General features: G+C 57.6%; 15 protein-coding genes. 7 read left to right on the forward strand and 8 right to left on the reverse strand.

What is annotated here, in order from left to right:
- Positions 1-9: 9 nt before the first annotated feature.
- From pheA to mtnA, 4 genes are all read right to left on the reverse strand, one after another.
- On the reverse strand, positions 10-1104 hold the full coding sequence (gene pheA / locus AB4N76_RS05650) for a prephenate dehydratase (protein WP_007899727.1): 1095 nt from the start codon (positions 1102-1104) through the stop codon (positions 10-12).
- On the reverse strand, positions 1104-2189 hold the full coding sequence (gene serC, locus AB4N76_RS05655) for a 3-phosphoserine/phosphohydroxythreonine transaminase (RefSeq protein WP_046031750.1): 1086 nt from the start codon (positions 2187-2189) through the stop codon (positions 1104-1106). Before serC ends, pheA begins: the two co-directional genes overlap by 1 nt.
- Positions 2190-2254: 65 nt before the next feature.
- On the reverse strand, positions 2255-4918 hold the full coding sequence (gyrA, locus tag AB4N76_RS05660; protein WP_046031749.1) for a DNA gyrase subunit A: 2664 nt from the start codon (positions 4916-4918) through the stop codon (positions 2255-2257).
- Between the two features lie 413 nt (positions 4919-5331).
- Entirely contained in the window at positions 5332-6408 is a 1077-nt protein-coding gene (gene mtnA, locus AB4N76_RS05665) for an S-methyl-5-thioribose-1-phosphate isomerase (protein WP_077431579.1), read from the reverse strand.
- 108 nt (positions 6409-6516) lie between these two features.
- On the opposite strand from mtnA, the gene AB4N76_RS05670 reads away from it, so the two are divergent.
- From AB4N76_RS05670 to AB4N76_RS05690, 5 genes are all read left to right on the forward strand, one after another.
- Positions 6517-7851, forward strand: coding sequence for a TRZ/ATZ family hydrolase (locus AB4N76_RS05670; RefSeq protein ID WP_077431578.1), 1335 nt, complete (start codon positions 6517-6519; stop codon positions 7849-7851).
- Positions 7852-7908: 57 nt separating this feature from the next.
- Positions 7909-8607, forward strand: coding sequence for a bifunctional 2-polyprenyl-6-hydroxyphenol methylase/3-demethylubiquinol 3-O-methyltransferase UbiG (gene ubiG / locus AB4N76_RS05675; RefSeq protein ID WP_046031746.1), 699 nt, complete (start codon positions 7909-7911; stop codon positions 8605-8607).
- A gap of 4 nt (positions 8608-8611) precedes the next feature.
- On the forward strand, positions 8612-9283 hold the full coding sequence (gene mupP / locus AB4N76_RS05680; RefSeq protein WP_046031745.1) for an N-acetylmuramic acid 6-phosphate phosphatase MupP: 672 nt from the start codon (positions 8612-8614) through the stop codon (positions 9281-9283).
- 75 nt (positions 9284-9358) lie between these two features.
- Positions 9359-10099, forward strand: a complete 741-nt coding sequence (locus AB4N76_RS05685; RefSeq protein ID WP_046031744.1) for a YciK family oxidoreductase — start codon at positions 9359-9361, stop codon at positions 10097-10099.
- 376 nt (positions 10100-10475) lie between these two features.
- On the forward strand, positions 10476-11402 hold the full coding sequence (locus tag AB4N76_RS05690) for a GGDEF domain-containing protein (protein WP_046031743.1): 927 nt from the start codon (positions 10476-10478) through the stop codon (positions 11400-11402).
- A gap of 64 nt (positions 11403-11466) precedes the next feature.
- Here the strand turns inward: AB4N76_RS05690 and AB4N76_RS05695 are convergent, their stop codons facing one another.
- Together AB4N76_RS05695 and AB4N76_RS05700 are read right to left on the reverse strand one after the other, a co-directional pair.
- A complete protein-coding gene (locus AB4N76_RS05695) occupies positions 11467-12228 on the reverse strand; it encodes a TenA family transcriptional regulator (protein ID WP_263295453.1) in 762 nt (253 codons plus the stop codon).
- A gap of 78 nt (positions 12229-12306) precedes the next feature.
- Positions 12307-14766, reverse strand: coding sequence for an EAL domain-containing protein (locus tag AB4N76_RS05700; protein WP_046031741.1), 2460 nt, complete (start codon positions 14764-14766; stop codon positions 12307-12309).
- A gap of 353 nt (positions 14767-15119) precedes the next feature.
- On the opposite strand from AB4N76_RS05700, the gene AB4N76_RS05705 reads away from it, so the two are divergent.
- Both AB4N76_RS05705 and AB4N76_RS05710 read left to right on the forward strand, forming a co-directional pair.
- Positions 15120-17552, forward strand: coding sequence for a hypothetical protein (locus AB4N76_RS05705; protein WP_460164252.1), 2433 nt, complete (start codon positions 15120-15122; stop codon positions 17550-17552).
- Positions 17553-17554: 2 nt separating this feature from the next.
- Positions 17555-19672, forward strand: a complete 2118-nt coding sequence (locus tag AB4N76_RS05710) for a hypothetical protein (protein ID WP_460164253.1) — start codon at positions 17555-17557, stop codon at positions 19670-19672.
- Position 19673: 1 nt separating this feature from the next.
- Here the strand turns inward: AB4N76_RS05710 and AB4N76_RS05715 are convergent, their stop codons facing one another.
- Together AB4N76_RS05715 and AB4N76_RS05720 are read right to left on the reverse strand one after the other, a co-directional pair.
- Positions 19674-21491 carry an ABC transporter ATP-binding protein gene (locus AB4N76_RS05715; RefSeq protein ID WP_460164254.1) on the reverse strand — a complete coding sequence of 606 codons (1818 nt, stop codon included), beginning with the start codon at positions 21489-21491 and terminating at the stop codon, positions 19674-19676.
- Positions 21484-22086, reverse strand: coding sequence for a DsbA family protein (locus tag AB4N76_RS05720; protein WP_175649043.1), 603 nt, complete (start codon positions 22084-22086; stop codon positions 21484-21486). The genes AB4N76_RS05715 and AB4N76_RS05720 overlap by 8 nt, the downstream gene beginning before the upstream one ends.
- Between the last annotated feature and the right edge of the window lie 26 nt (positions 22087-22112).

The raw sequence follows: 22112 nt of genomic DNA on the forward strand, positions 1-22112 counted from the left end.
TGCTACCCCTTAGAGAACTGCTTTCGGGTAGGAACCCAGCACTTTGAGTGCCACTGCTTCCTGACTGATCTTTTCCAGCACACCTTTGACCAATGGATCACGGTGGTGGCCGACGAAGTCGATGAAGAACACGTAGGTCCATTTACCGCTGCGCGATGGACGCGTTTCGATTCGCGTCAGGTCGATTCCGTTGTCGTGGAACGGCACCAGCAACTCGTGAAGCGCACCGGGTTTGTTGCTCATGGAGACGATGATCGAAGTCTTGTCGTCGCCGGTCGGCGGCACTTCCTGGCTACCGATCATCAGGAATCGCGTGGAGTTATCCGGGCGATCCTCGATTTTCTCGGCCAGGCGGGTCAGCCCGTACAGGCCGGCAGCCATGTCGCCGGCAATCGCCGCCGAGTTCCACTCACCTTTTACTCGCTTGGCCGCTTCGGCGTTGCTGGACACCGCCACGCGCTCGACATTCGGGTAGTGCGCGTCCAGCCACTTGCGGCACTGGGCCAGGGACTGGGCATGGGAGTAGATGCGGCTGATGCTGTCAGTCTTGGTGTTTTCACCGACCAACAGGTGGTGGTGAATCCGCAACTCGACTTCGCCACAGATGACCATGTCGTGTTCCAGGAAACTATCGAGGGTGTGGTTGACCGCACCCTCGGTGGAGTTTTCCACCGGCACCACGCCAAAATTCACCGCACCGGCCGCCACTTCGCGGAACACTTCGTCGATCGCCGCCATGGGCTTGCTGATCACGGCGTGGCCGAAGTGCTTCATGGCCGCCGCTTGAGTGAACGTGCCTTCAGGGCCGAGGTAAGCCACTTTCAGCGGCTGCTCGAGCGCCAGGCACGAGGACATGATTTCACGGAACAACCGCGCCATCTCTTCGTTGCCCAACGGCCCCTGATTGCGCTCCATTACGCGCTTGAGCACCTGGGCTTCACGCTCAGGACGATAGAACACCGGCACTTCGCCTTCGGCCAGCGAGGCCATCTTTACTCGCGCAACTTCCTGGGCGCAACGTGCGCGCTCACTGATCAGCTCAAGGACTTTTTCGTCCAGGGCATCAATGCGCAGGCGCAGTGCCTTGAGTTCTTGCTCAGACATCAGCCGTGTTCCTTCTCGAACTCTGCCATGTACGAAACCAATGCGTTGACCGCAACGATATCGACGGCGTTATAGATGGAGGCGCGCATGCCACCCACGGAGCGGTGGCCCTTGAGGTTCAACAAGCCACGCTCGTCGGCACCGGCCAGGAACGGCTTGTCGAGACGGTCGTCCGCCAGACGGAACGGCACGTTCATCCACGAGCGGTCAGGCGTGTTGATCGGGTTGCTGTACAAGCCGCTGGCATCGATGAAGTTGTACAGCGTGCGCTGCTTCACTTCGTTGAGCTTGCCGATGGCTTCAACACCACCTTGCTCCTTGAGCCACTCGAACACCAGACCAGACAAGTACCAGGCCAGGGTTGGAGGCGTGTTGTACATCGAGCCGTTATCGGCGGCGACCTTGTAGTTGAGCATGGTCGGGCAAATGGAACGGGCGTGACCCAACAGGTCCTCGCGAACGATGTTCACCACGATACCGCTCGGACCGATGTTTTTCTGGGCGCCAGCGTAGATCATGCCGAAACGCGAAACATCGACCGGACGCGAAAGAATGTCCGAAGACATGTCGGCGACCAGCGGAACGTCGCCGGTTTCCGGGATCCACTGGAATTCCAGGCCACCGATGGTTTCGTTTGGTGCGTAGTGAACGTAGGCCGCGTCTTTCGACAGCTTCCATTCGTTCTGGCCAGGAATGGCGAAATAGTCGTAAGGCTTGGCGGTAGCGGCAACGTTGACGTGGCCGAAGCGCGAAGCCTCTTCGATAGCTTTCTGCGACCAGATACCGGTGTCGATATAGTCGGCAGAGCCGTTTTCCGGCAACAGGTTCAGAGGAATCTGAGCAAATTGCTGGCTGGCGCCACCTTGCAGAAACAGCACTTTATAGTTCGAGGGGATATTCAGCAGATCACGCAGATCCTGCTCGGCCTTGGTGGCAATGGACACGAACTCATCGCTGCGATGGCTCATCTCCATGACCGACAGACCTTTACCATGCCAGTCGAGCAACTCGGACTGGGCACGCAACAGGACAGCTTCAGGAAGCGCAGCAGGACCTGCGCAGAAGTTATAGGCTCGTTTGCTCACATCCACTCTCGCTATGCAATCACGGTAGCGGACAGAGCAAACACTCTGCCCTGCTACGATTTTGGTTAGTCTTGCGGCTCTTCTTCGTCTGCGGCGTCCGCCTGCAGGTTGTCGACAGCATCGTCCGGTTCGGCACCGATTACGGTTCCTTCCAGCTCAACACCCTCTTCACCTTCCAGTTCTTCACCTTCGACTTCCGACGGCTCCTGAACCCGCTCCAGACCGACCAGCGTTTCATCGCTGGCCAGCTTGATGAGGGTCACGCCCTGGGTGTTTCGACCCAGGCTGGAGACTTCGTCGACACGGGTACGAACCAAGGTACCCTGGTCGGAAATCAACATGATTTCCTCGCCGTCGAGCACCTGGACTGCACCGACCAGACGACCGTTACGGTCGTTGCTGACCATGGCGATAACGCCCTGGCCGCCACGCTTGTACTCAGGGAACTCGGTGATCGCCGTACGCTTGCCGAAACCACGCGCCGAAGCGGTGAGGATCTGGCTGCCTTCTTCCGGGATCAGCATGGAAATCAGCTTCTGACCTTCCGGCAGGCGCATGCCGCGAACACCGCGAGCGGTACGGCCCATGGCGCGAACGTCGGTTTCCTTGAAGCGAGTGACCTTGCCACCGTCGGAGAACAGCATGACTTCGCGCTCGCCATCGGTAATCGCGGCAGAGATCAGCACGTCACCTTCGTCCAGCTCCAGCGCGATCAGACCTACGCTGCGTTGACGGCTGAAGGATTCCAGCGGGGTCTTCTTCACGGTGCCTTTGGCAGTGGCCATGAAGATGAAATGACCTTCTGTGTACTCCTCGACCGGCAGCATGGTGGTGATGTATTCATCACTGTCCAGCGGCAGCAGGTTGACCAGCGGACGACCACGGGCAGCGCGGGACGCTTCCGGAATTTCATAGGTTTTCAGCCAGTACACCTTGCCCTTGCTGGAGAACAGCAGCAGCGTGGTGTGGCTGTTGGCGACCAGCAGGTGAGCGATGTAGTCCTCATCCTTGACGCCAGTCGCCGACTTGCCTTTACCGCCACGACGCTGAGCCTGGTACGCAGCCAAAGGCTGGGTCTTGGCATAGCCACCGTGGGAAATGGTCACGACGCGCTCTTCTTCCGGGATCATGTCACCCAGGGTCAGGTCGAGACGGGCATCGAGAATCTCGGTGCGGCGCACATCGCCGTATTCGGCGCGAATCACTTCCAGCTCTTCGCGGATCACTTCCATCAGGCGCGTGGCGCTGCTGAGGATGCGGATCAGCTCGCCGATCTGGTTGAGGATCTCTTGATACTCGGCCAGCAGCTTTTCGTGTTCCAGACCGGTCAGGCGGTGCAGACGCAGTTCCAGAATGGCTTGCGCCTGCTCTGGCGACAGGAAGTACTTGCCTTCGCGCAGACCGTATTGCGGGTCCAGGGTCTCTGGACGGCAAGAGTCGGCACCGGCACGCTCGACCATCGCCACTACGGCGGAGGATTCCCAGGCAGTGCTGATCAGCGCTTCCTTGGCTTCCGACGGCGTTGGCGAGGCCTTGATCAGGGCGATGACCGGGTCGATGTTCGACAGGGCAACCGCTTGACCTTCCAGAATGTGACCACGTTCGCGGGCTTTACGCAGTTCGAACACGGTACGGCGGGTAACGACTTCGCGACGGTGACGAACGAAGGCTTCCAGCAGGTCCTTGAGGTTCAGGATCCGCGGACGGCCGTCGATCAGCGCAACAATGTTGATACCGAAAACCGCTTGCAACTGAGTCTGGGCGTAGAGATTGTTGAGGATCACCTCAGGCACTTCGCCACGGCGCAACTCGATCACGACGCGCATACCGTCCTTGTCGGACTCGTCGCGCAGTTCGGTGATGCCTTCAAGTTTCTTCTCTTTCACCAGCTCGGCGATCTTCTCGATCAGACGCGCCTTGTTGAGCTGGTAAGGGAGTTCGGTGATGACGATCTGCTGGCGGCCACCGACCTTGTCGATGTCTTCGATCGTCGAGCGGGCGCGCATATAAATGCGGCCACGGCCGGTGCGATAGGCTTCGATGATGCCGGCGCGACCGTTGATGATCGCGGCCGTCGGGAAGTCCGGACCAGGGATGTATTGCATCAGCTCATCAATGGTCAACTCGGGGTTGTCGATGAGTGCCAGGCAACCGTCGATGACTTCACCGAGGTTGTGCGGCGGAATGTTGGTCGCCATGCCCACGGCGATACCGCTGGAGCCGTTGACGAGCAGGTTGGGAATACGGGTCGGCATGACCGCCGGGATCATTTCGGTGCCGTCGTAGTTCGGCACCCAGTCCACGGTTTCCTTGTGCAGGTCAGCCAGCAGCTCGTGCGCCAGCTTGGTCATGCGCACTTCGGTGTATCGCATGGCCGCGGCATTGTCGCCGTCCACCGAACCGAAGTTGCCTTGACCGTCTACCAGCAGGTAGCGCAGCGAGAATGGCTGCGCCATCCGGACGATCGTGTCGTATACCGCGGTATCACCGTGCGGGTGATACTTACCGATAACGTCGCCGACAACACGGGCAGATTTCTTGTACGGCTTGTTGAAGTCGTTGCCCAGCTCGCTCATCGCGAACAGCACACGCCGGTGCACGGGCTTCAAGCCATCGCGCGCATCCGGCAAGGCCCGCCCGACAATTACGCTCATTGCGTAGTCGAGGTAGGACTGCTTCAGCTCGTCTTCGATATTGACCGGGAGGATTTCTTTGGCCAGTTCGCCCATGAGAAGCTCGATTCCTTTTTCTGGTGAAACTTCGTCACATCCATATGGGACGAACGAAGCTCGCCGCTGCAGGCTGAGTGCCATACACCGACTTACGACAAATCAACAAGTTGAACCCTGGATTTGCGCAGTAAAGACAACCCCGTGGGGCAGCCTCGGAAAACGCCGGATGTTATCACAAGAGCCGCCACGCACCTATCCCCCAGATGCGCATGGAGCATAGTTAGTTGACCGATGACAGGCTTGAAGGAGACGAGAGAGGCTCAGAGCTATCCCAAGTCCGGATTTGCAGGCGAAATGCGGGGGCAGACCGAGTAATCGTTCATCGCAGGCAAGCCTTGCTCCTACAGGAACGTGAAACCTGTGGGAGCAAAGCTTGCTCGCGATAGCAATTTATCCGACAACACAAAGCGTCAATGCAGGCGCTTGCGGCACATCAACTGCGCCATCTTCGCGGTATCCGGACGCTCGACGATGCCTTTTTCAGTAACGATCGCATCAATCAGGTCCGCCGGGGTGACGTCGAACACCGGATTGAACGCATCGACGTCCGCCCCGACCCGCTTGCCGCCGACTTCCAGCAACTCGCGACCGTCACGTTCCTCGATAGGAATTTCATCACCACTGGCCAGGTTCATGTCGATGGTCGAGCTCGGCGCCACCACCATGAAGCGCACGCCGTGGTGCATGGCGGTGACCGCCAACTGATAGGTGCCGATCTTGTTCGCGACATCGCCATTGGCGGTGATCCGGTCGGCGCCGACGATCACCCAGGTCACGCCTTTGGTTTTCATGATGTGCGCGGCGGCTGAATCGGCATTCAGGGTCACGGGAATCCCCTCGTTGGCCAGCTCCCACGCCGTCAGACGCGAACCTTGCAGCCACGGACGGGTTTCATCGGCGTAAACGCGCTCGACCATGCCTTCAATAAAAGCGCCGCGAATGACACCCAGAGCAGTGCCGAAGCCGCCGGTGGCCAGTGCGCCGGTATTGCAATGGGTCAGGATTGCCTGGGCATTGCCCTGATGTTTGCGGATCAGGTCCACACCCAGTTGGGCCATGGTCAGGTTAGCTTCGCGATCACTTTCGTGAATGGCGATAGCCTCCGCCTCCAGTGCCGCCAGCGGATCAGCATCTTCCTTGAGGCGATCCAGGCGGTCACGCATGCGACTCAAGGCCCAGAACAGATTCACCGCCGTTGGACGGGAATCGGCCAGCAACGCGTAATCCTCTTCCCACGAGGCCTGCCAGTCACCGCCCTCGGCAATTCGGGCGCGGGCGGAAAGCACCATGGCATAGGCCGCACTGATACCGATCGCCGGCGCACCGCGCACCACCATCGAACGAATGGCCTCGGCCACACCGGCTGCGCTGGTGTAGGCAATCCAGGTCTCTTCGAAGGGCAAAATACGCTGATCCAGCAGGTACAGGGCACCATCACGCCAATCGATGGCCTTCACTTTCTCCGCAGCCAACAGTCGATCGCGCATCCCACACCCCGCACTCAAGCACAAAAGCCGCCGATTATAGCGATCCCCCCGCGAAGACGCTCGGGTATACTTCGCCATCCTTTACAAAAGCACTGGAACCGATCTTCGATGCCGAACACAGCCGCTGCGCTCGACCTGTTATTGCTGCCGACCTGGCTGGTACCCGTCGAACCCGCTGGCGTTGTCCTCAAAGAGCATGGCCTGGGCATCCGTGACGGACGCATCGTGTTTATCGGCCCACGCTCGGCTGCGCTGAAGCTTAACGCAACTGAAGTACGCGAGTTGCCAGACGTGCTACTCAGCCCCGGCCTGATCAATGCCCACGGCCACGCCGCCATGACGCTGTTTCGTGGCCTGGCCGATGATCTGCCGCTGATGACCTGGCTGGAGAACCACATTTGGCCCGCAGAAGCCAAATGGGTCGATGAAGCGTTTGTACGTGACGGCACGGACCTGGCCATCGCCGAACAGATCAAAGGTGGCATCACCTGCTTCTCTGACATGTATTTCTTCCCGAAGGTTGCCAGCGAGCGCGTGCATAACAGCGGTATACGCGCGCAAATCGCCATTCCGATTCTCGATTTCCCGATCCCGGGCGCCAGCACGGCGGACGAAGCCATTCGTCAGGGCGTGGAGTTGTTTGGCGATCTCAAGCATCACGAGCGCATCAAAGTCACCTTCGGGCCCCATGCCCCCTACACCGTGGGCGATGACAATCTGGAAAAAATCCGGGTGATTGCCGAAGAGCTGGACGCCTCGATCCATATGCATGTCCATGAGACGGCTTTCGAAGTGCAGCAGTCCCTCGAGCAGCGTGGTGAACGTCCTTTGGCCCGACTCGGGCGCCTGGGCTTGCTCGGGCCACGCTTCCAGGCCGTTCACATGACCCAGATCAGCGATGAAGACCTGGTGATGCTGGTAGAAAGCAACACCAGTGTGATTCATTGCCCGGAGTCCAACCTCAAGCTGGCCAGTGGTTTTTGCCCGGTCGAGCGGTTGTGGCAGGCGGGCGTCAATGTGGCCGTGGGCACCGATGGCGCCGCCAGCAACAACGATCTCGACCTGCTGGGCGAAACCCGCACCGCTGCCTTGCTGGCCAAGGCCGTTGCCGGCTCCGCCACTGCGCTGGATGCTCATCGTGCCTTGCGCATGGCCACGCTCAATGGCGCTCGCGCGCTGGGCATCGAGTCTGAAACCGGCTCACTGGAAGTCGGCAAAGCGGCAGATATCGTTGCCTTCGACCTGTCAGGCCTGGCGCAACAACCGGTCTACGACCCGGTTTCGCAACTGATCTACGCCACCGGCCGCGATTGCGTGAAACACCTGTGGGTCGCTGGCAAGCAACTGCTCGATGACCGACGCCTGACCCGCCTGGATGAAGAACAGCTTTGTGCCACCGCCAAAGCCTGGGGCCAGCGCATCAGTGGCCGTACCGAATCGTAAGATCCCCGGACCGAAAACCGGGGCAACAGGATTTTTCAAGTTTTAGAGGACTGAATCATGAGCAACGTCGACTACGCCGAAATCGCCAAATTCGAAGCCCTGGCCCATCGCTGGTGGGACCGTGAAAGCGAGTTCAAGCCGCTTCACGACATCAACCCGCTGCGGGTCAACTGGATTGACGAGCGGGTCAACCTGGCCGGCAAGAAGGTTCTGGACGTCGGTTGCGGCGGCGGCATCCTGAGCGAGGCCATGGCCCAGCGCGGTGCCACCGTCATGGGTATCGACATGGGCGAAGCACCGCTCGCGGTCGCCCAGCTGCATCAGCTGGAATCGGGCGTGAACGTCGAATACCGCCAGATCACCGCCGAAGGCCTCGCCGAAGAAATGCCCGAGCAGTTCGACGTCGTCACGTGCCTGGAAATGCTCGAGCACGTGCCCGATCCTTCTTCGGTCATCCGCGCCTGCTTCCGCATGGTCAAGCCCGGCGGCCAAGTGTTCTTCTCCACCATCAACCGCAACCCGAAGGCGTATATGTTCGCTATCGTCGGCGCGGAATACATCATGAAACTGCTGCCGCGCGGCACCCATGATTTCAAGAAGTTCATCCGCCCTTCCGAGCTCGGCGCCTGGAGTCGAATGGCCGGCCTGACCGTCAAAGACATCATCGGCCTGACCTACAACCCGCTGACCAAACACTACAAACTGGCGGCCGACGTGGACGTCAACTACATGATCCAGACCCTGCGCGAGGAGTAAGCCGATGCGTATCAGAGCAGTCCTTTTTGACATGGACGGCACGCTGCTCGACACCGCGCCGGACTTTATTGCCATCTGCCAGGCAATGCGCGCCGACCGTGGCTTGCCCCCCATGAATGACAAGCACATTCGTGACGAGATATCCGGTGGCGCCAAGGCGATGGTCGCCGTGACCTTTTCGATGGACCCGGAATCACCAGGCTTTGAAGAGCTGCGACTGGAATTCCTGGAGCGCTATCTCGCCGGTTGTGCGGTTCACAGCAAGCTCTTCGACGGAATGGGCGAATTACTGGCCGACATCGAGAAGAGCAACCTGATCTGGGGCGTGGTCACTAACAAGCCGCTGCGTTTCGCCGAGCCGATCATGCAACAGCTGGGGCTGGCCGAGCGTTCCGCGCTGCTGATCTGCCCGGATCATGTGAAGAACAGCAAGCCCGACCCGGAGCCGCTGATTCTCGCGTGCAAGATGCTCGATCTGGACCCGGCCAGCGTGTTGTTTGTCGGCGATGACCTGCGTGATATCGAGTCGGGGCGCGACGCCGGCACCAAGACGGCCGCCGTGACCTATGGCTACATTCATCCGGACGATAACCCGCGGCATTGGGGTGCGGATGTAGTGGTCGATCATCCGCTGGAGTTGCGCAAGGTGCTCGATAGCGCGCTGTGTGGCTGCTGAGCGACGACGCAGAGCGTCACTGGCTGCATTCCCACGCGGAGCGTGGGAACGATCTAACTCTCGTAGAGGTTTCTTATGTTTGATTATTCCGCCCGCCCCGAATTGCTCAAGGACCGGGTCATTCTGATTACCGGTGCAGGCCGTGGCATCGGCGCGGCCGCTGCGAAAACCTACGCAGCCCATGGCGCCACCGTATTGTTGCTGGGCAAGACCGAAGCGAACCTGACGCAGGTTTATGACGAAATCGAAGCGGCCGGGCACCCACAGCCAGCGGTGATCCCGTTCAACCTGGAAACCGCCCTGCCCCACCAGTACGATGAACTGGCGGCGATGATCGAGACCGAATTCGGCCATCTCGACGGCTTGCTGCACAACGCATCGATCATTGGTCCGCGCACGCCGCTCGAACAGCTGTCCGGCGAAAACTTCATGCGGGTCATGCAAGTCAACGTCAACGCCATGTTCATGCTCACCAGCACCCTGCTGCCACTGCTCAAGCTGTCGCAGGACGCCTCGGTGGTGTTCACCTCCAGCAGCGTCGGCCGTAAGGGGCGCGCCTATTGGGGCGCTTATGGCGTGTCCAAGTTTGCCACCGAAGGCTTGATGCAAACCCTGGCGGACGAAGTAGACACCGTGGCCCCCGTTCGCTCCAACAGCATCAACCCGGGCGCCACGCGCACCAGCATGCGAGCCCAGGCCTATCCGGGGGAAAATCCGCTGAACAATCCAACCCCGGAGGAGATCATGCCGGTCTATCTCTACTTGATGGGCCCGGACAGTACCGGCATCAATGGTCAGGCTTTTAACGCGCAGTAATCACCACACGTCGCTTTTACGTGCCGCGCCGACTTCCCGTCGCGGCACTTAAAGCGCGTCGTAAACACTCCCGCAGCTGTCAAACAACCGCCACCCACTTTGCCAGCCGTCTTCCCTGCAAAGTCCAACCTGCTGAATTTGATAGCCTTTTATCTGAATGAACCGAATGGCACGACTTTCGATCTAACGTTGCTCAAACACGCAGTGTGAAAGCAGTCGGGGGGATGTCTGAGTCGATAGGTTACTAATCTTCGGCAAAGCAGACTAAACTTGCGCCAAATGTCCTACGGGACTGATGGACCAGTACGACGCGCAGCCCAAAGCCGCTCTCACCCAGCCTGTAAGACAGTCTTACTGCTTTAGGGGCTCACGCCATATGAAATCACCTCCCCAGACCAACGCAATTGACTTCGATAGCGCGAAATTGCAACGCCTGGGACTTGGTCAGCAGCCACCCCTTCTGGAGCGGCCCGTCAGCCTTGCGCAATTGCGTCAGCAACTGGGCCAGCAGCTGCAAACCAGTCTTGAGCCCCAACGGATACTCGGACTTTTCTTTCGCGAAGTTCAGCGCCTGGTGCCGCTGGATGCCTTGAAATACGAGCATCAGGCCAGTGACCTGCGCCTGGAGTTTGGCCAGCGCGGCCATCACTCGGTCAGTTACAGCCTCAGCCATGAAGGCGAGCCCCTTGGTGACTTGGTATTCCGTCGTAATCAACGTTTCAGTGAACTTGATCAGGGCAACCTGGAGTCGCTGCTGTCCGCACTGCTCTTTCCGATACGCAACGCCTTGCTGTACCGGGCGGCGACCCAAAGTGCATTACGCGACCCCTTGACCGATACCGGCAACCGCATTGCCATGGACCAGACCCTCGAGCGCGAAATCGAGATGTCGCGGCGCCACTTGATGCCTTTGTCGTTGCTGATGCTGGACATCGATCATTTCAAAAACGTCAACGACAGCTACGGTCACAATGCTGGCGATGAAGTGCTCAAGACAGTCGCCGGCGCAATCAAAAACCAGCTGCGCAATGTCGACATGGTGTTTCGGTTTGGGGGCGAAGAGTTCCTGATCCTGTTGTCCAACACCACTCGGGAAGCAGCAGCCATGGTCGGCGAGCGACTGCGGATTGCGGCCCAGTCCCAGGACTATCAGGCGGATGGTAATGCCGTTGAACTGACCGTCAGCCTTGGATGCTCGACCCTGTTGCCAGGTGAGTCTGCCGAAAGCCTGTTGCGGCGCGCCGACAGTGCGTTGTATGTCGCCAAGCGCGAAGGACGTAACCGTTTGGCGATGGCGGGTTAAGCCTTTGAAAACTCAAAAAAAAGGGGAGCCAATCGGCTCCCCTTTTTTGTGCACAACCGTCAGATCAACTTTCCGCCAACGCCATGCGCTCACGCACCACCGCAGCTTTTTCTGAATGTTCCAGTTGCATGCAGCGCTCCAGAAACAGATGCATGTAGTCGTAGCTCTTGCAGACGGCCTGGCGCAATTCCACTTGCAGGGATGCGCTCGGGTTCATGCCCGCCAGGGTGCAGATGATTTCCAGCGCTTCCCATGGATGCGCGTCGTCGTACTGAGCGTGCATCTTCAACCACTTCATGGCCCGTTTGCGATCTTCTTCAGGGAACGCTGCGGCGTAGATGCCACTGGAGCACACCAGCGCCGACCACTCCCCAGTGGCGCCTTCGATGGCGTAGTTGGTGGCCGCGATGGCGACGATCAACGAGTCTGCTGAACTGGTGTGCCAGCACCAATGGCTCAGTGCATGAAGTTCGGGAGCGACTTGTTGCGCTTGCAGATCCTCCAGGCTGACACCATGAGCCCTGCTCCAATGCACCCAGTAATCGGCGTGGTTCAGCTCGACGCGAATATTGCGCATCAGCCAACGACGCGCCATGTCTTCACCTGGATGGCGGGCAAAGCGGGTCTTGGTCAGGTTTTGTGCCATGTATAACGCGAACTGTTCAACCACCGGCCAGCCACCGATAAGGTACTGGCGCATGGTTTTTGCACTGAGCTTGTTGTCTCGCATGCGTTGATACAGCTCGTGTTCGACAACCCGGCGCTTACTCTCGCTGCAATCCTTGATGAGCTGTTGCGCCCAGGCGGGATAACTTGCAGCTTCCATGAGTGGTCCGGTTCGGTTGAATGTGTCGATCACTGTCGGGCTCCTTTTGATTGTGATTGTTCGGATCAACAAGAGATTTCAACGGAACGTGCCCGGGGCCTTGAACAACAGAGGCTGGGGCCTGGCAGGACGACTTTGCAAACTATCGCAGGTAAACAGATGCGGGCGTTCAATCACATACCCTTGAGCGAAATCGACCCCGATCTCCAGCAATGCCTGTTCAATCTGGGGTGACTCTACAAACTCGGCAATCGTGCGCTTACCCATGACATGGCCGATGTGGTTGATCACTTCGACCATGGCGCGGTTAATCGGGTCGTCCAACATATCCTTTACGAAACTCCCATCGATCTTCAGGAAGTCTACAGGCAAATGTTTCAAGTAAGCGAACGAGGACATTCCGGCACAAAAGTCATCTAACGAGAAGTGACAGCCTAAACCTTTGAGTTCATTGATAAATCTAATTGCACTGCCCAAATTGGAAATTGCACTTGTTTCAGTGATTTCAAAACAAATCATTTCAGGCGGAATTGAATAATTAACAAACTGTTCACGCAGGAAGTCCAGAAACGCCTCATCTCCGATAGTTGTGCCTGACAGATTAATCGCACACATCGCGTACGGCCCCTTGCGCTCTTCGGCTTTGCATTGGGCAATGATCTTAAAGACATTCTCCACCACCCAGCGATCGAGAGCGGTCATCAGTCCATAACGCTCCGCCGCCGGAATAAAACTGTCCGGCAGGATCATACGACCGGCTTCATCATGCAGGCGCAACAGAATCTCGATATGCCCGCCACCGCGCTCGGTATGCCCCAACGGCGCGATTTCCTGGGAGTACAGGCAAAACCGGTTCTCTTCCAGCGCCATGTGCAGGCGCTGCACCCACGCCATCTCGCCAAAACGCAGTGACAGTTCCGAGTCATCGGCGTGATAGACCTGAACCCGATTGCGCCCTTTTTCCTTGGCCATGTAACACGCCATATCCGCGGCGCGCAAGGAAGCCTCCAGGGTTGTAGGCGGTTGCGCGACATGCACCAGCCCGATACTCACCGTGGTGACAAAGGGTCGCCCCTTCCAGACAAAATGCAGGTTCTGTACGGTCTGACGCAAACTTTCGGCAATCTTCTCGGCCGCCTCCGGTGCGCAGTTTTCCAGCAAGATACCGAACTCATCGCCCCCCAGCCGAGCCAGGGTGTCTCCTTCACGCAAACCGGATTGCAACAAGGCACAAATATGCCGCAGCAACTCATCGCCCGCCGCGTGGCCGCAGGTGTCGTTGACCAGTTTGAATTGATCCAGATCGAGAAACATCAGGGCATGGCGCCCGGAATGCCGTGTCAGGTTGTGCAGTGCCTGCTCCAGTCGGAACTCGAACTCACGCCGGTTGGCGAGCCCGGTCAAGGCGTCATGTGTCGCCTGCCAGGACAGATTGGCAATGTATTGGCGCTCCTGCGTCATGTCGTGCAACACCAGAACGGTGCCGCTGACCTTGCCCGCATTGCGAATCGGCGAACCGACCAGCGTCACCGACACCGTGCTGCCATCGAGCCGCTGAATCAGTTTGGAATGTTCGCTGCCCCCACTGAGTTGACCACTCAGAATATGTTCGATCAGGGTGAACCCGTCAGCCTGGGCGTTTTCGTCCAGCAAGTTGAACAGCGCCGCCAGAGGCAAACCCGTCGCCTGTTCGGCTTTCCAGTGGGTCAGGGCCTCGGCGGCGGGGTTCATGTAGGCGATAGCGCCTTCGACATCCGTGGTGATCACCCCGTCGCCGATCGATTGCAAGGTGATCTGAGCCCGGTCTTTCTCCAGTTGCAGCGCCTCGGCGAACTCATGGCGCTGCTTGAGCAACTTGTGCGTACGCAGCAACGCAAGGGCAATCAGGCCCAGCGCCGTGGCGAGGTTGGTCACCAGCAATAACCGGAGAATCAAGCGAGAGCCCTCGCCCAATGCGTCGCTGAACGCTTTGGCGGCTGGCGTCACGGCATCGTTGATGGCGAGTATCTGGTCTCTCCAGCGTTTGATATCGGCAGATGTGACCTGACTGTCGGCCACGCGCCGGTGCATCTCTTGCGCAACCTCATCGAGCTGCAGCAGGTACGCGTCCCCCACCGTCCAGCGGTCGATGGCTTTTTCAAGGTAACTGAAGTGCCGAAAGTTGAGGTAGAGCCAGATCAGACTGGAAACGTCGTCCGGGTGGTTGCCGCCCTTGAGGATCGCCACTCGCGCGGCTTCGATATCAGGTGGCTGGTGGTCCAGCGCCAGGCGCAACTCGTGGCCACCCTGAGGTACAGCAATGGCTTTCTGGTATTTGAGAAAAATTGCCTCGTCGCGACTGTCCGCGTAAAGGTTGAGGTAATAGATGGCGTCTTTTTGCCCCTTCGACCACAAACTTTCACCGGCCACATAGCCGCGCACTGCCGACAGAACGTAAAGGCTGACGCCACCCAACAGGGCCTGAAACAGCACGACGGCAATAAATGGCCAGACAATGCCCAATAGCCGCGGCGTTCCGAGAGTCCGGGTTTGATTCATGAGGTCCCTTGTTTTAGCACTACCAGATCATCATCCCAATGTGATCGCTCCTCCAAGACTAGGGTGCGTTGCCCCTACAGGCAAGCCAGAGTCGACATTTCACCCTCCGTGCTCCCTCAGAGGCATGTGGACGCATTCTCAAACACTAAAAAGCCAATGCACGCAAACCAATACAGTCACTCTGGATATCGACCTATGAACCGCTCTCGTCGGGGCCTCATGCCAAGAATCTGGAGCGATACATATGTACCTCACTATTATTTTTTGCCGGCGTAAAACTGCTCGTCTTTCTGTAAGCGCTTACAACTTGAACATCGCCTTACAGGAGTCCAGCCAATAATAGAGAGACACCCATGAACATGCCGTTACCTACAACATCACCGAGTGACTTATCAGAAGAACAACATCTACCATTCTCCGCGGCCATGGAGTACCAAGAAGTGTTGTCCGACTACGACACACTTATCGCCGCTCTGAGAAAGCCCGATTTCTCATCAAAAGACCTGGAAACCTTCATAGTTCTCCAATCTACTTCCCTCCTCCGCGCCCAAGATAAAGAACCAGGCACCCTCAAGCTTGTACAAATGATCAACCATTACGGCATTTCCCCCTGGGATCCGGGAAACGCCGCTGAACATCGTGCGACGATTCACACCCTGGAAGAAAAGCGCGCCCGCTACTCGCTGCAACTGGACAGTGGTGTTGATATCGAAGCGATCAATCGCACCCCAGACAAAAAAGACCTTAAGCTCCTGGCAACCATCCAGAAGGCCTCACCGAAAGATGGCATGACCCTCGATAGCCTGATCGCTCAACTGACGGATCGGGACATTATCGACATCGTTAAGCGATTCCTCCCCGGATCACAAACTTCACTCTTTAGCCACTTCGAAAAAAACACCTCCCCTCGCCCGACCATCGAGCAAGTTCGCGCGACGCCTATGGTTTTTCTCGAAAAAATTCTGCGCTCTGCGGAGTCCCAGCGACTAGGGAGTTTATTGCTGGAAGGATTGAACTGGTACGGCGGAAAACCGGGTGAGGATGCCTCTGCCGGGGTACGAATCAAATTAATCAGTAAAGCCATTCGGCTCTGGACAAATGCATCAAGGAACGACAAGCCAGAAAACATTTCCGGGTACCCTTGGCAACAGCGCTCAAACTGGGGAAAGAGTTACCAGAACATCTGGGCGGAATTCGAGCAGCATCTATTCGACAGCAAACGGGCGTCCTCAATGGTTGAGGCCATCTTGCTCGCTCGCTTGTTCCAAACCGAATTTCCAACAGAGTTTCAAGTCTGCGACATCCCGCCCGGCCTGCCCTATAGAAGCTCCGTCGTCTGGGTCAATTTCGTTCACGGAGTCACGCTCGCTGAAGCCATGGAGCCGGACTTGATCCAGCGCATGAGCTTCCAGCAATTGGTGGATTTGCCGCTTCGGCAGTCTATGCAAGCCAGTCCACAAGAGCTGGAACTCATCACCCTGTGCAGAATGCCTGCAACTCTCGAATGGGCGATTACCAATGGTGTTGTTACTGAGAGAACCGACGCGGATTACTCACTTGAGGAAAAAACTCAATCTATCAAGTCACTCGACGAACACACCGACGCCTTGAGAAAAGCGATCATTCAACTGGACGTCGACTACCCAAAAAGATCTTCTATCGCCGAGAGGGAGATGAGGACGTATTTCAGGGACTCTTTACGCTGGACGCCTGTAGGATTCAGAGAAGTCTTTGGCAACCGAACCCACTTTCCGTTCATCTCTGACGGGCGAAAGTTAATTGAAGACTTCGAATCCAGTGAAGCAGGTGGGTTTTTACGAACACCACCGCTACGGGACAAAATCTACACCTTTCAAGACGTCTACATGTCAGGGAGGCTGAACAGAAGCTGGCACATCACCCAGCAGGATGGAACACGCAAAAGCGCGTATCGAATCAGCCTCAACACAGACCGTACAATTAACTCCAATGATCCCAGTTTTCCTGCCGCACTGAAGCGAAAACCCCTGCCAGATGCGACGCAGTTATTTGAGGCGGAATTCAAAAGCTATCTCGATTTGAGTAAAAGCGCGTATCAAACACTGCTGAAAAGCCTGCTGACATCACTCCCCCATGATGAACGCCAAGCCATAGAGTTGGGCGAGGTAAAGATCTACACCTTGAGAAAATCCACCAACGAGATAGAGCTAGAAGACGAGACACCCGCCATCACGCTACCGCTTCGGCTTCGAATGGGCTTTATTTTGCAGATCTCTTACAAGAACCGGGTTGCCTATTACGAATGTTTACCACGTGCAGGGATTATTAGACTGCGTACGGATTTTTTATTATCCATGCTTGGCGGAACAGTAAGCTCCCAGCTAACCCCAGTGCCCCTCGTTAACTTTAAAGCCGTTTCTTTTCGCCATAAAACAAGAGTGCCGTTTGATTGGCAAGCTCATGAAGCCGGTAGTTTTCCAAAGAAAGATGCAGCGTGTGAGGCAATTATTGATCAGTTTGGTAAAACATTTACCGCCCCTTCCATTGGCATCGAGAATGAGCAATCGGCGCGCCCAAGCGTAACGAGTTCCCGAGCAACGGAACTTTCAAACTACATTGCCGACCACTTTTTTTACCATGACGAAAAACTGCTTCATGCTTCGGCCAAGGGCGAAACCGAGATTGAGCGTATCGCCGCGCGCCCTCATTGGCTGGTCTCCGTCAAAGGATTCATACCGTTTTGGGGAGGCATAGAGGACCTGCTTTCAGGCGACCCGAAAAAAGGGTATGGGCCATTTTTGGTTTGATTGTGGATGCGGTCTCGTTCGCGCTTCCCTTGGGGAAATTCGTATCGGGCTCAGTGAAGCTGGCCTCCATTGCAGTCCGCTCGGGTGTACGCGCTGCACTTCCGCGATTTGGCGCACTGGCTGAAAAACTGCTTATTTCATCCGTACAAAACGCAATTCCTTTCTATGGCCTTCCGACGCTGGCACTACGGCTCTCACGCGGAACTCTGAGAGGTTTGTATGCAGGCGTTAAATTCGCAGCCAAAAAGTCTTACAACAGCTTGAAGCCTGCACTCGGTAGAGCAAACACGTACAACTTCATCGAAGGCTTGCCTCAGGTCAATGATCCAGGCCGCTGGCGCCCCCTCACACAGAGCGATCAATTGGCGACCTTTCGCGGACTCGACGATGTCCCTGTACGCAATATCGGATCAACGACCAAACCAGTCCACTATCTGATCGATCCTGTTTCTGCCAAACCCTACGGACATCCTCTGACAACTTCTGAAAACGCACTGTCTATTGGGCCATCGTTGTATCCGCCCATTGGAAAGAGCGGCGACTCCCTACTGGTTAAAATCCCGGAAGATACTCGAGTGCAGGAGATACTTGAGGTCGATGGCCGAACGACCTTTTTCTTCGACGATGTGCCTTATCGGCTCGATCGCGACAAACTGCGACGCATCGGTTTGATTGACGACAGCCTTGCGCGGAAGCTGGTTCCCTGTCGCCTGCGTCGTGCGCCAGGGGAGACCACCTGTCCTGTCAGCTACGTCAACGGAGACCCCTTTGCCACCCCTGCCGTTGGCTCATTCGATGAAACAAAAGACTACGCCCCCTGGTTCGGCGACCGGATATCTACACCGGGTGCCAGGGGCGGCCACGCTGAGCCTTTCCTGGTCATTGACGGCGCCGTCTATCAAGGGGCGGGAGACACACTGAAGAAGTTCGACGCAGACCTGACAACACTGGGCTTCACCAAGTCATGGCCAGTTCCTAAAAAAACCATCCCGGCAGCACTGGAGTTTCAGAAAGGAATCTACGGACGCATCATGGTCGGGGGAACCTATGAAGGCGCTACCGATTCGCATAAGGTCGGCGCCATTATCGTGCAGTCCGCCGATGAATCGACGACCTACGTTTTCAGCCGATTCAACACAGACAAGTACTACGTTGCGACGTTGTCAAAAGAGCAAAGTCTGCGTGAGCCGCTGACACTGAAACGGATGTTGAAGGGTGAACTGGCCGATGGCACTGTCGGCGAAGAACTGCTGCGCGTGTACACAGGCTCCCTGAACGCTAACAATATCGCACGTATCCACGGCCTCCCTGCACTTGAACGCGCGATGAAGACTATGGATAAAATCGCCATCCCCATTGGAACGACCGCCACGCCTGCGAACTACATGAAATGGTTGAAGGTTGATACAAGCCCGGGTGAGGCATTGATGTTTGATCACTCGACCCGAATGATTGTCACCCGACTACCAGAGGGTGCAACAACCTGGTCCCGTAGCAAGGAAGCGCCCGAGGCCTTTCGTCAAAGAACAGTAGAAATTTTCGATACATTGTTTCTTGAGCCAACCATCAATCTGAAGAATACGACCAGCTCTTTGAGGATCGACGAGACGATGAGAAAGCTCCATGCACTGATCCCTCGTCATCAGCGCTCTTACAATCCGAGGAATATCGCCTATGCCGAAGTCACCACCAGCACCGGAAACCGGGAGATCTACGTGAGTGTTTCGGGAGCGCAAGGGGCGACGGGACATCTTCCCTTGTTCAGGAATAATCTAGGCGCGGATCGGGTCAACGTCGGCACAACAACTTATTTCAATATCGACATCAATCAGCAGTTCCCGCGCACCGCTCTGGAAGTGACTGACACCGGAAAAATACTCGCTGTGCCGCCCACCATCAAAGACATTGGAACCTATCATCCAGCATTGACCAGCGCGCCAACTTCCCTGGACAGCGAAAGTAAATTGATCAGAGTGATTCGCGAGAAATACCCTGATCCAAAAGCAATCAAATCGGTGAACATCGCCACCACCATGCCGCCCTGCACATCGTGCTCAGTGGTGATGAAGGAGTTCGGTTACGACGGCGGGGAAAACGCCCTTAACGTCCTTTGGCGCTAAGCTACAACTGCTGCAAATGCCCATAAAGCTTGGCGTACAAACCACCATCGGCAATCAACTGCTGATGGTCGCCATCCTCGGCAATCTGCCCGCCATCGAACACCAGTACCCGGTCGGCCTGTTTCACCGCCGACAAGCGGTGCGCGATGATTAGCGTGGTGCGGTTGCTCAGGAACCGTGCCAGCGCCTGGTGCAGGTTGTATTCAGTGGCAGCATCCAGTGCGGAAGTGGCCTCGTCGAGGATCACCACTTTGGGTTCGGCCAGTACCATCCGCGCAATCGCCAGGCGTTGGCGCTGGCCGCCGGACAAACGCACACCGGAGCATCCGACGATGCTGTCGAGGCCGTCAGGCAATTCTCGAACCGTGTGCTGCAATTGCGCAATTTCCAGCGCTTGCCAGCAGGCTTCGTCACTGCGCTCACGGCCCATCGTCAGGTTGGCGCGAATGGTGTCGTTAAACAGCGCGGGGTGTTGCAGGACGACAGCGACGTTTTCGCGGACCGTTTCCAGGCCGATCTCTTGCTGGGTCGAACCACCGAAGCGAATGGTCCCGGCCAGCGGCGTGTATAAACCCAGCAGCAACTGCACCAAGGTGCTTTTACCGCCGCCACTGGCACCGACGATGGCGACTTTTTCCCCGGGGGCGATGGACAGGTCCATCTTGTTCAACACCAACTCGTCGCCATAACCGAAACTCAGGCCCTGGACTTCAATGCCCACGGTGTCACGGCCCTGAAACGGGTCGACGCCACCCGGGTACTGCGGCTCATCGGCCCGGGACAGCAGTTCGTTAATCCGCGACAACGCGCCGCTGGCGGCGTAATAGGCGTACTGCAAGTTCAGCAGTTGTTCCACCGGACCGATCATGAACCACAGGTAGCTGAACACCGCCAGCATCTGGCCGATGGACAGGTCGGAAAACAGCACGGTGAGCATGGCCGCGGCACGGAAAATATCGATGCCAAACTGGAACAACAGGCCGCTGGCGCGGTTCGAGGCATCGGTTTTCCACTGAGAGTTCACCGCGTAATCGCGCACCTCCCGGGCTCGCAGGCCAAGGCGCCCGAGGAAGAACCCCTGGCGGTTACCGGCGCGTACTTCCTGAATTGAATCGAGGGTTTCGGTCAGTGCCTGGGTGAAGCGCGAGGTGCTGTCGTTTTCGAGTTTTTTCAGGTGTTTGACCCGCTTGCCCAACTGCACCGTGGCATAGATCACCAACGGGTTGAACAGCATGATCAGCAGCGCCAGCTTCCAGTGCATCCAGATCAGAATGCTCGCGGTACCCACCAGGGTCAGCATCGCCACGAGGAAACGACTGAGGGTTTCGCCGACGAATTTGTCCAGCGTGTCCAGGTCGGTGACCAGGTGCGTGGTCACGGTGCCGCTGCCCAGGCTTTCGTATTCGCCCAGGGAAATTCGCTTGAGCCGCTCGATCAGCCGGGTGCGAATGCGATAGACGATGTCCTTGGCCAGCGCCGCGAACAACTTTGCCTGCACGACGTTGAACAACAAGGCCCCGCAGCGCAACACCAAGGTCACGAGCAACATCAGGCCAATGTAGCCCGCCGCTTTCTGCCAGCCTTCGGGCAGGGCGTGGTTCATGACCTTCAGCGCGGCGTCACCGTGCCCCAGCAATACTTCGTCCACCAGCAACGGCAGCAGCAATGGAATCGGCACGCTGCACAAGGTCGCCAGCACGGCGACGCCGTTGGCGATCCACAGGGATTTTTTATGGTGCAAGGCCAGTCGGCGGATTTCGGCCCAGCTCAATCGATCGACAGGCTTGGGCGCCGGGACGTCATCGGGCACATCATGCACAGGCAGCACGCTCCAGCCAGCGGCCGAGCAACGGGGACAGTTCACTCAGAGGCTGATACCCGTTGGTCAGCAACGCCAATTGACCATTACGCTCAGCCAGCAAGGTTGGGAAACCGGCGATGCCCAAGTCCTGGACCCAGGTGAAGTCGGCCGCCGTGGCGGCGTGCATATCGGCACGGTCGAACGCGGCGGCAAACTCAATGCGCGGCAAACCGGCCTGCTCGGCGAGTTCGACCAGCACGCTGGCGCGGGTGACGTCGCGACCTTCGGCGTAGAACGCGTGCTGAATCAGGCCCAGCAGCTTCCACGCGCAATCCGGCGCCAGGCTGCGCGCAGTGACCAGAGCCCGGCACGCGGGCTCGGTGTCGTAGACAAAACCGTCGGGCAGCGCCCCCTCAAGCTTGAACGGTTGGCCGGTGGCCTCGGTGACCGCTTGCCAATGTTCAAGAATGTAGCGCCGGGTGGTGGGCTCCAGCGCCGCCCCGCTGCCGGTGCGCAAACCACCGACGATCAAATGCACGTCGACGCCTGCCGCCTGTGCTTGCGCGACCAAGGCGTTAGCCACTGGCGCAAAGCCCCAGCACCAAGAACACATCGGATCCATCACATAGAGCAGGCGGC

The organism is Pseudomonas sp. S2_F03 (genome assembly GCF_054668335.1).

Excerpts from the sequence above, each read along its gene's own strand:
- pheA (WP_007899727.1), bottom strand. The coding sequence starts at position 1,104 with ATGTCTGAGCAAGAACTCAAGGCACTGCGCCTGCGCATTGATGCCCTG.
- gyrA (WP_046031749.1), bottom strand. The coding sequence starts at position 4,918 with ATGGGCGAACTGGCCAAAGAAATCCTCCCGGTCAATATCGAAGACGAG.
- mtnA (WP_077431579.1), bottom strand. The coding sequence starts at position 6,408 with ATGCGCGATCGACTGTTGGCTGCGGAGAAAGTGAAGGCCATCGATTGG.
- AB4N76_RS05670 (WP_077431578.1), top strand. The coding sequence starts at position 6,517 with ATGCCGAACACAGCCGCTGCGCTCGACCTGTTATTGCTGCCGACCTGG.
- ubiG (WP_046031746.1), top strand. The coding sequence starts at position 7,909 with ATGAGCAACGTCGACTACGCCGAAATCGCCAAATTCGAAGCCCTGGCC.
- mupP (WP_046031745.1), top strand. The coding sequence starts at position 8,612 with ATGCGTATCAGAGCAGTCCTTTTTGACATGGACGGCACGCTGCTCGAC.
- AB4N76_RS05685 (WP_046031744.1), top strand. The coding sequence starts at position 9,359 with ATGTTTGATTATTCCGCCCGCCCCGAATTGCTCAAGGACCGGGTCATT.
- AB4N76_RS05690 (WP_046031743.1), top strand. The coding sequence starts at position 10,476 with ATGAAATCACCTCCCCAGACCAACGCAATTGACTTCGATAGCGCGAAA.
- AB4N76_RS05695 (WP_263295453.1), bottom strand. The coding sequence starts at position 12,228 with ATGGAAGCTGCAAGTTATCCCGCCTGGGCGCAACAGCTCATCAAGGAT.
- AB4N76_RS05700 (WP_046031741.1), bottom strand. The coding sequence starts at position 14,766 with ATGAATCAAACCCGGACTCTCGGAACGCCGCGGCTATTGGGCATTGTC.
- AB4N76_RS05705 (WP_460164252.1), top strand. The coding sequence starts at position 15,120 with ATGAACATGCCGTTACCTACAACATCACCGAGTGACTTATCAGAAGAA.
- AB4N76_RS05720 (WP_175649043.1), bottom strand. The coding sequence starts at position 22,086 with ATGTGTTCTTGGTGCTGGGGCTTTGCGCCAGTGGCTAACGCCTTGGTC.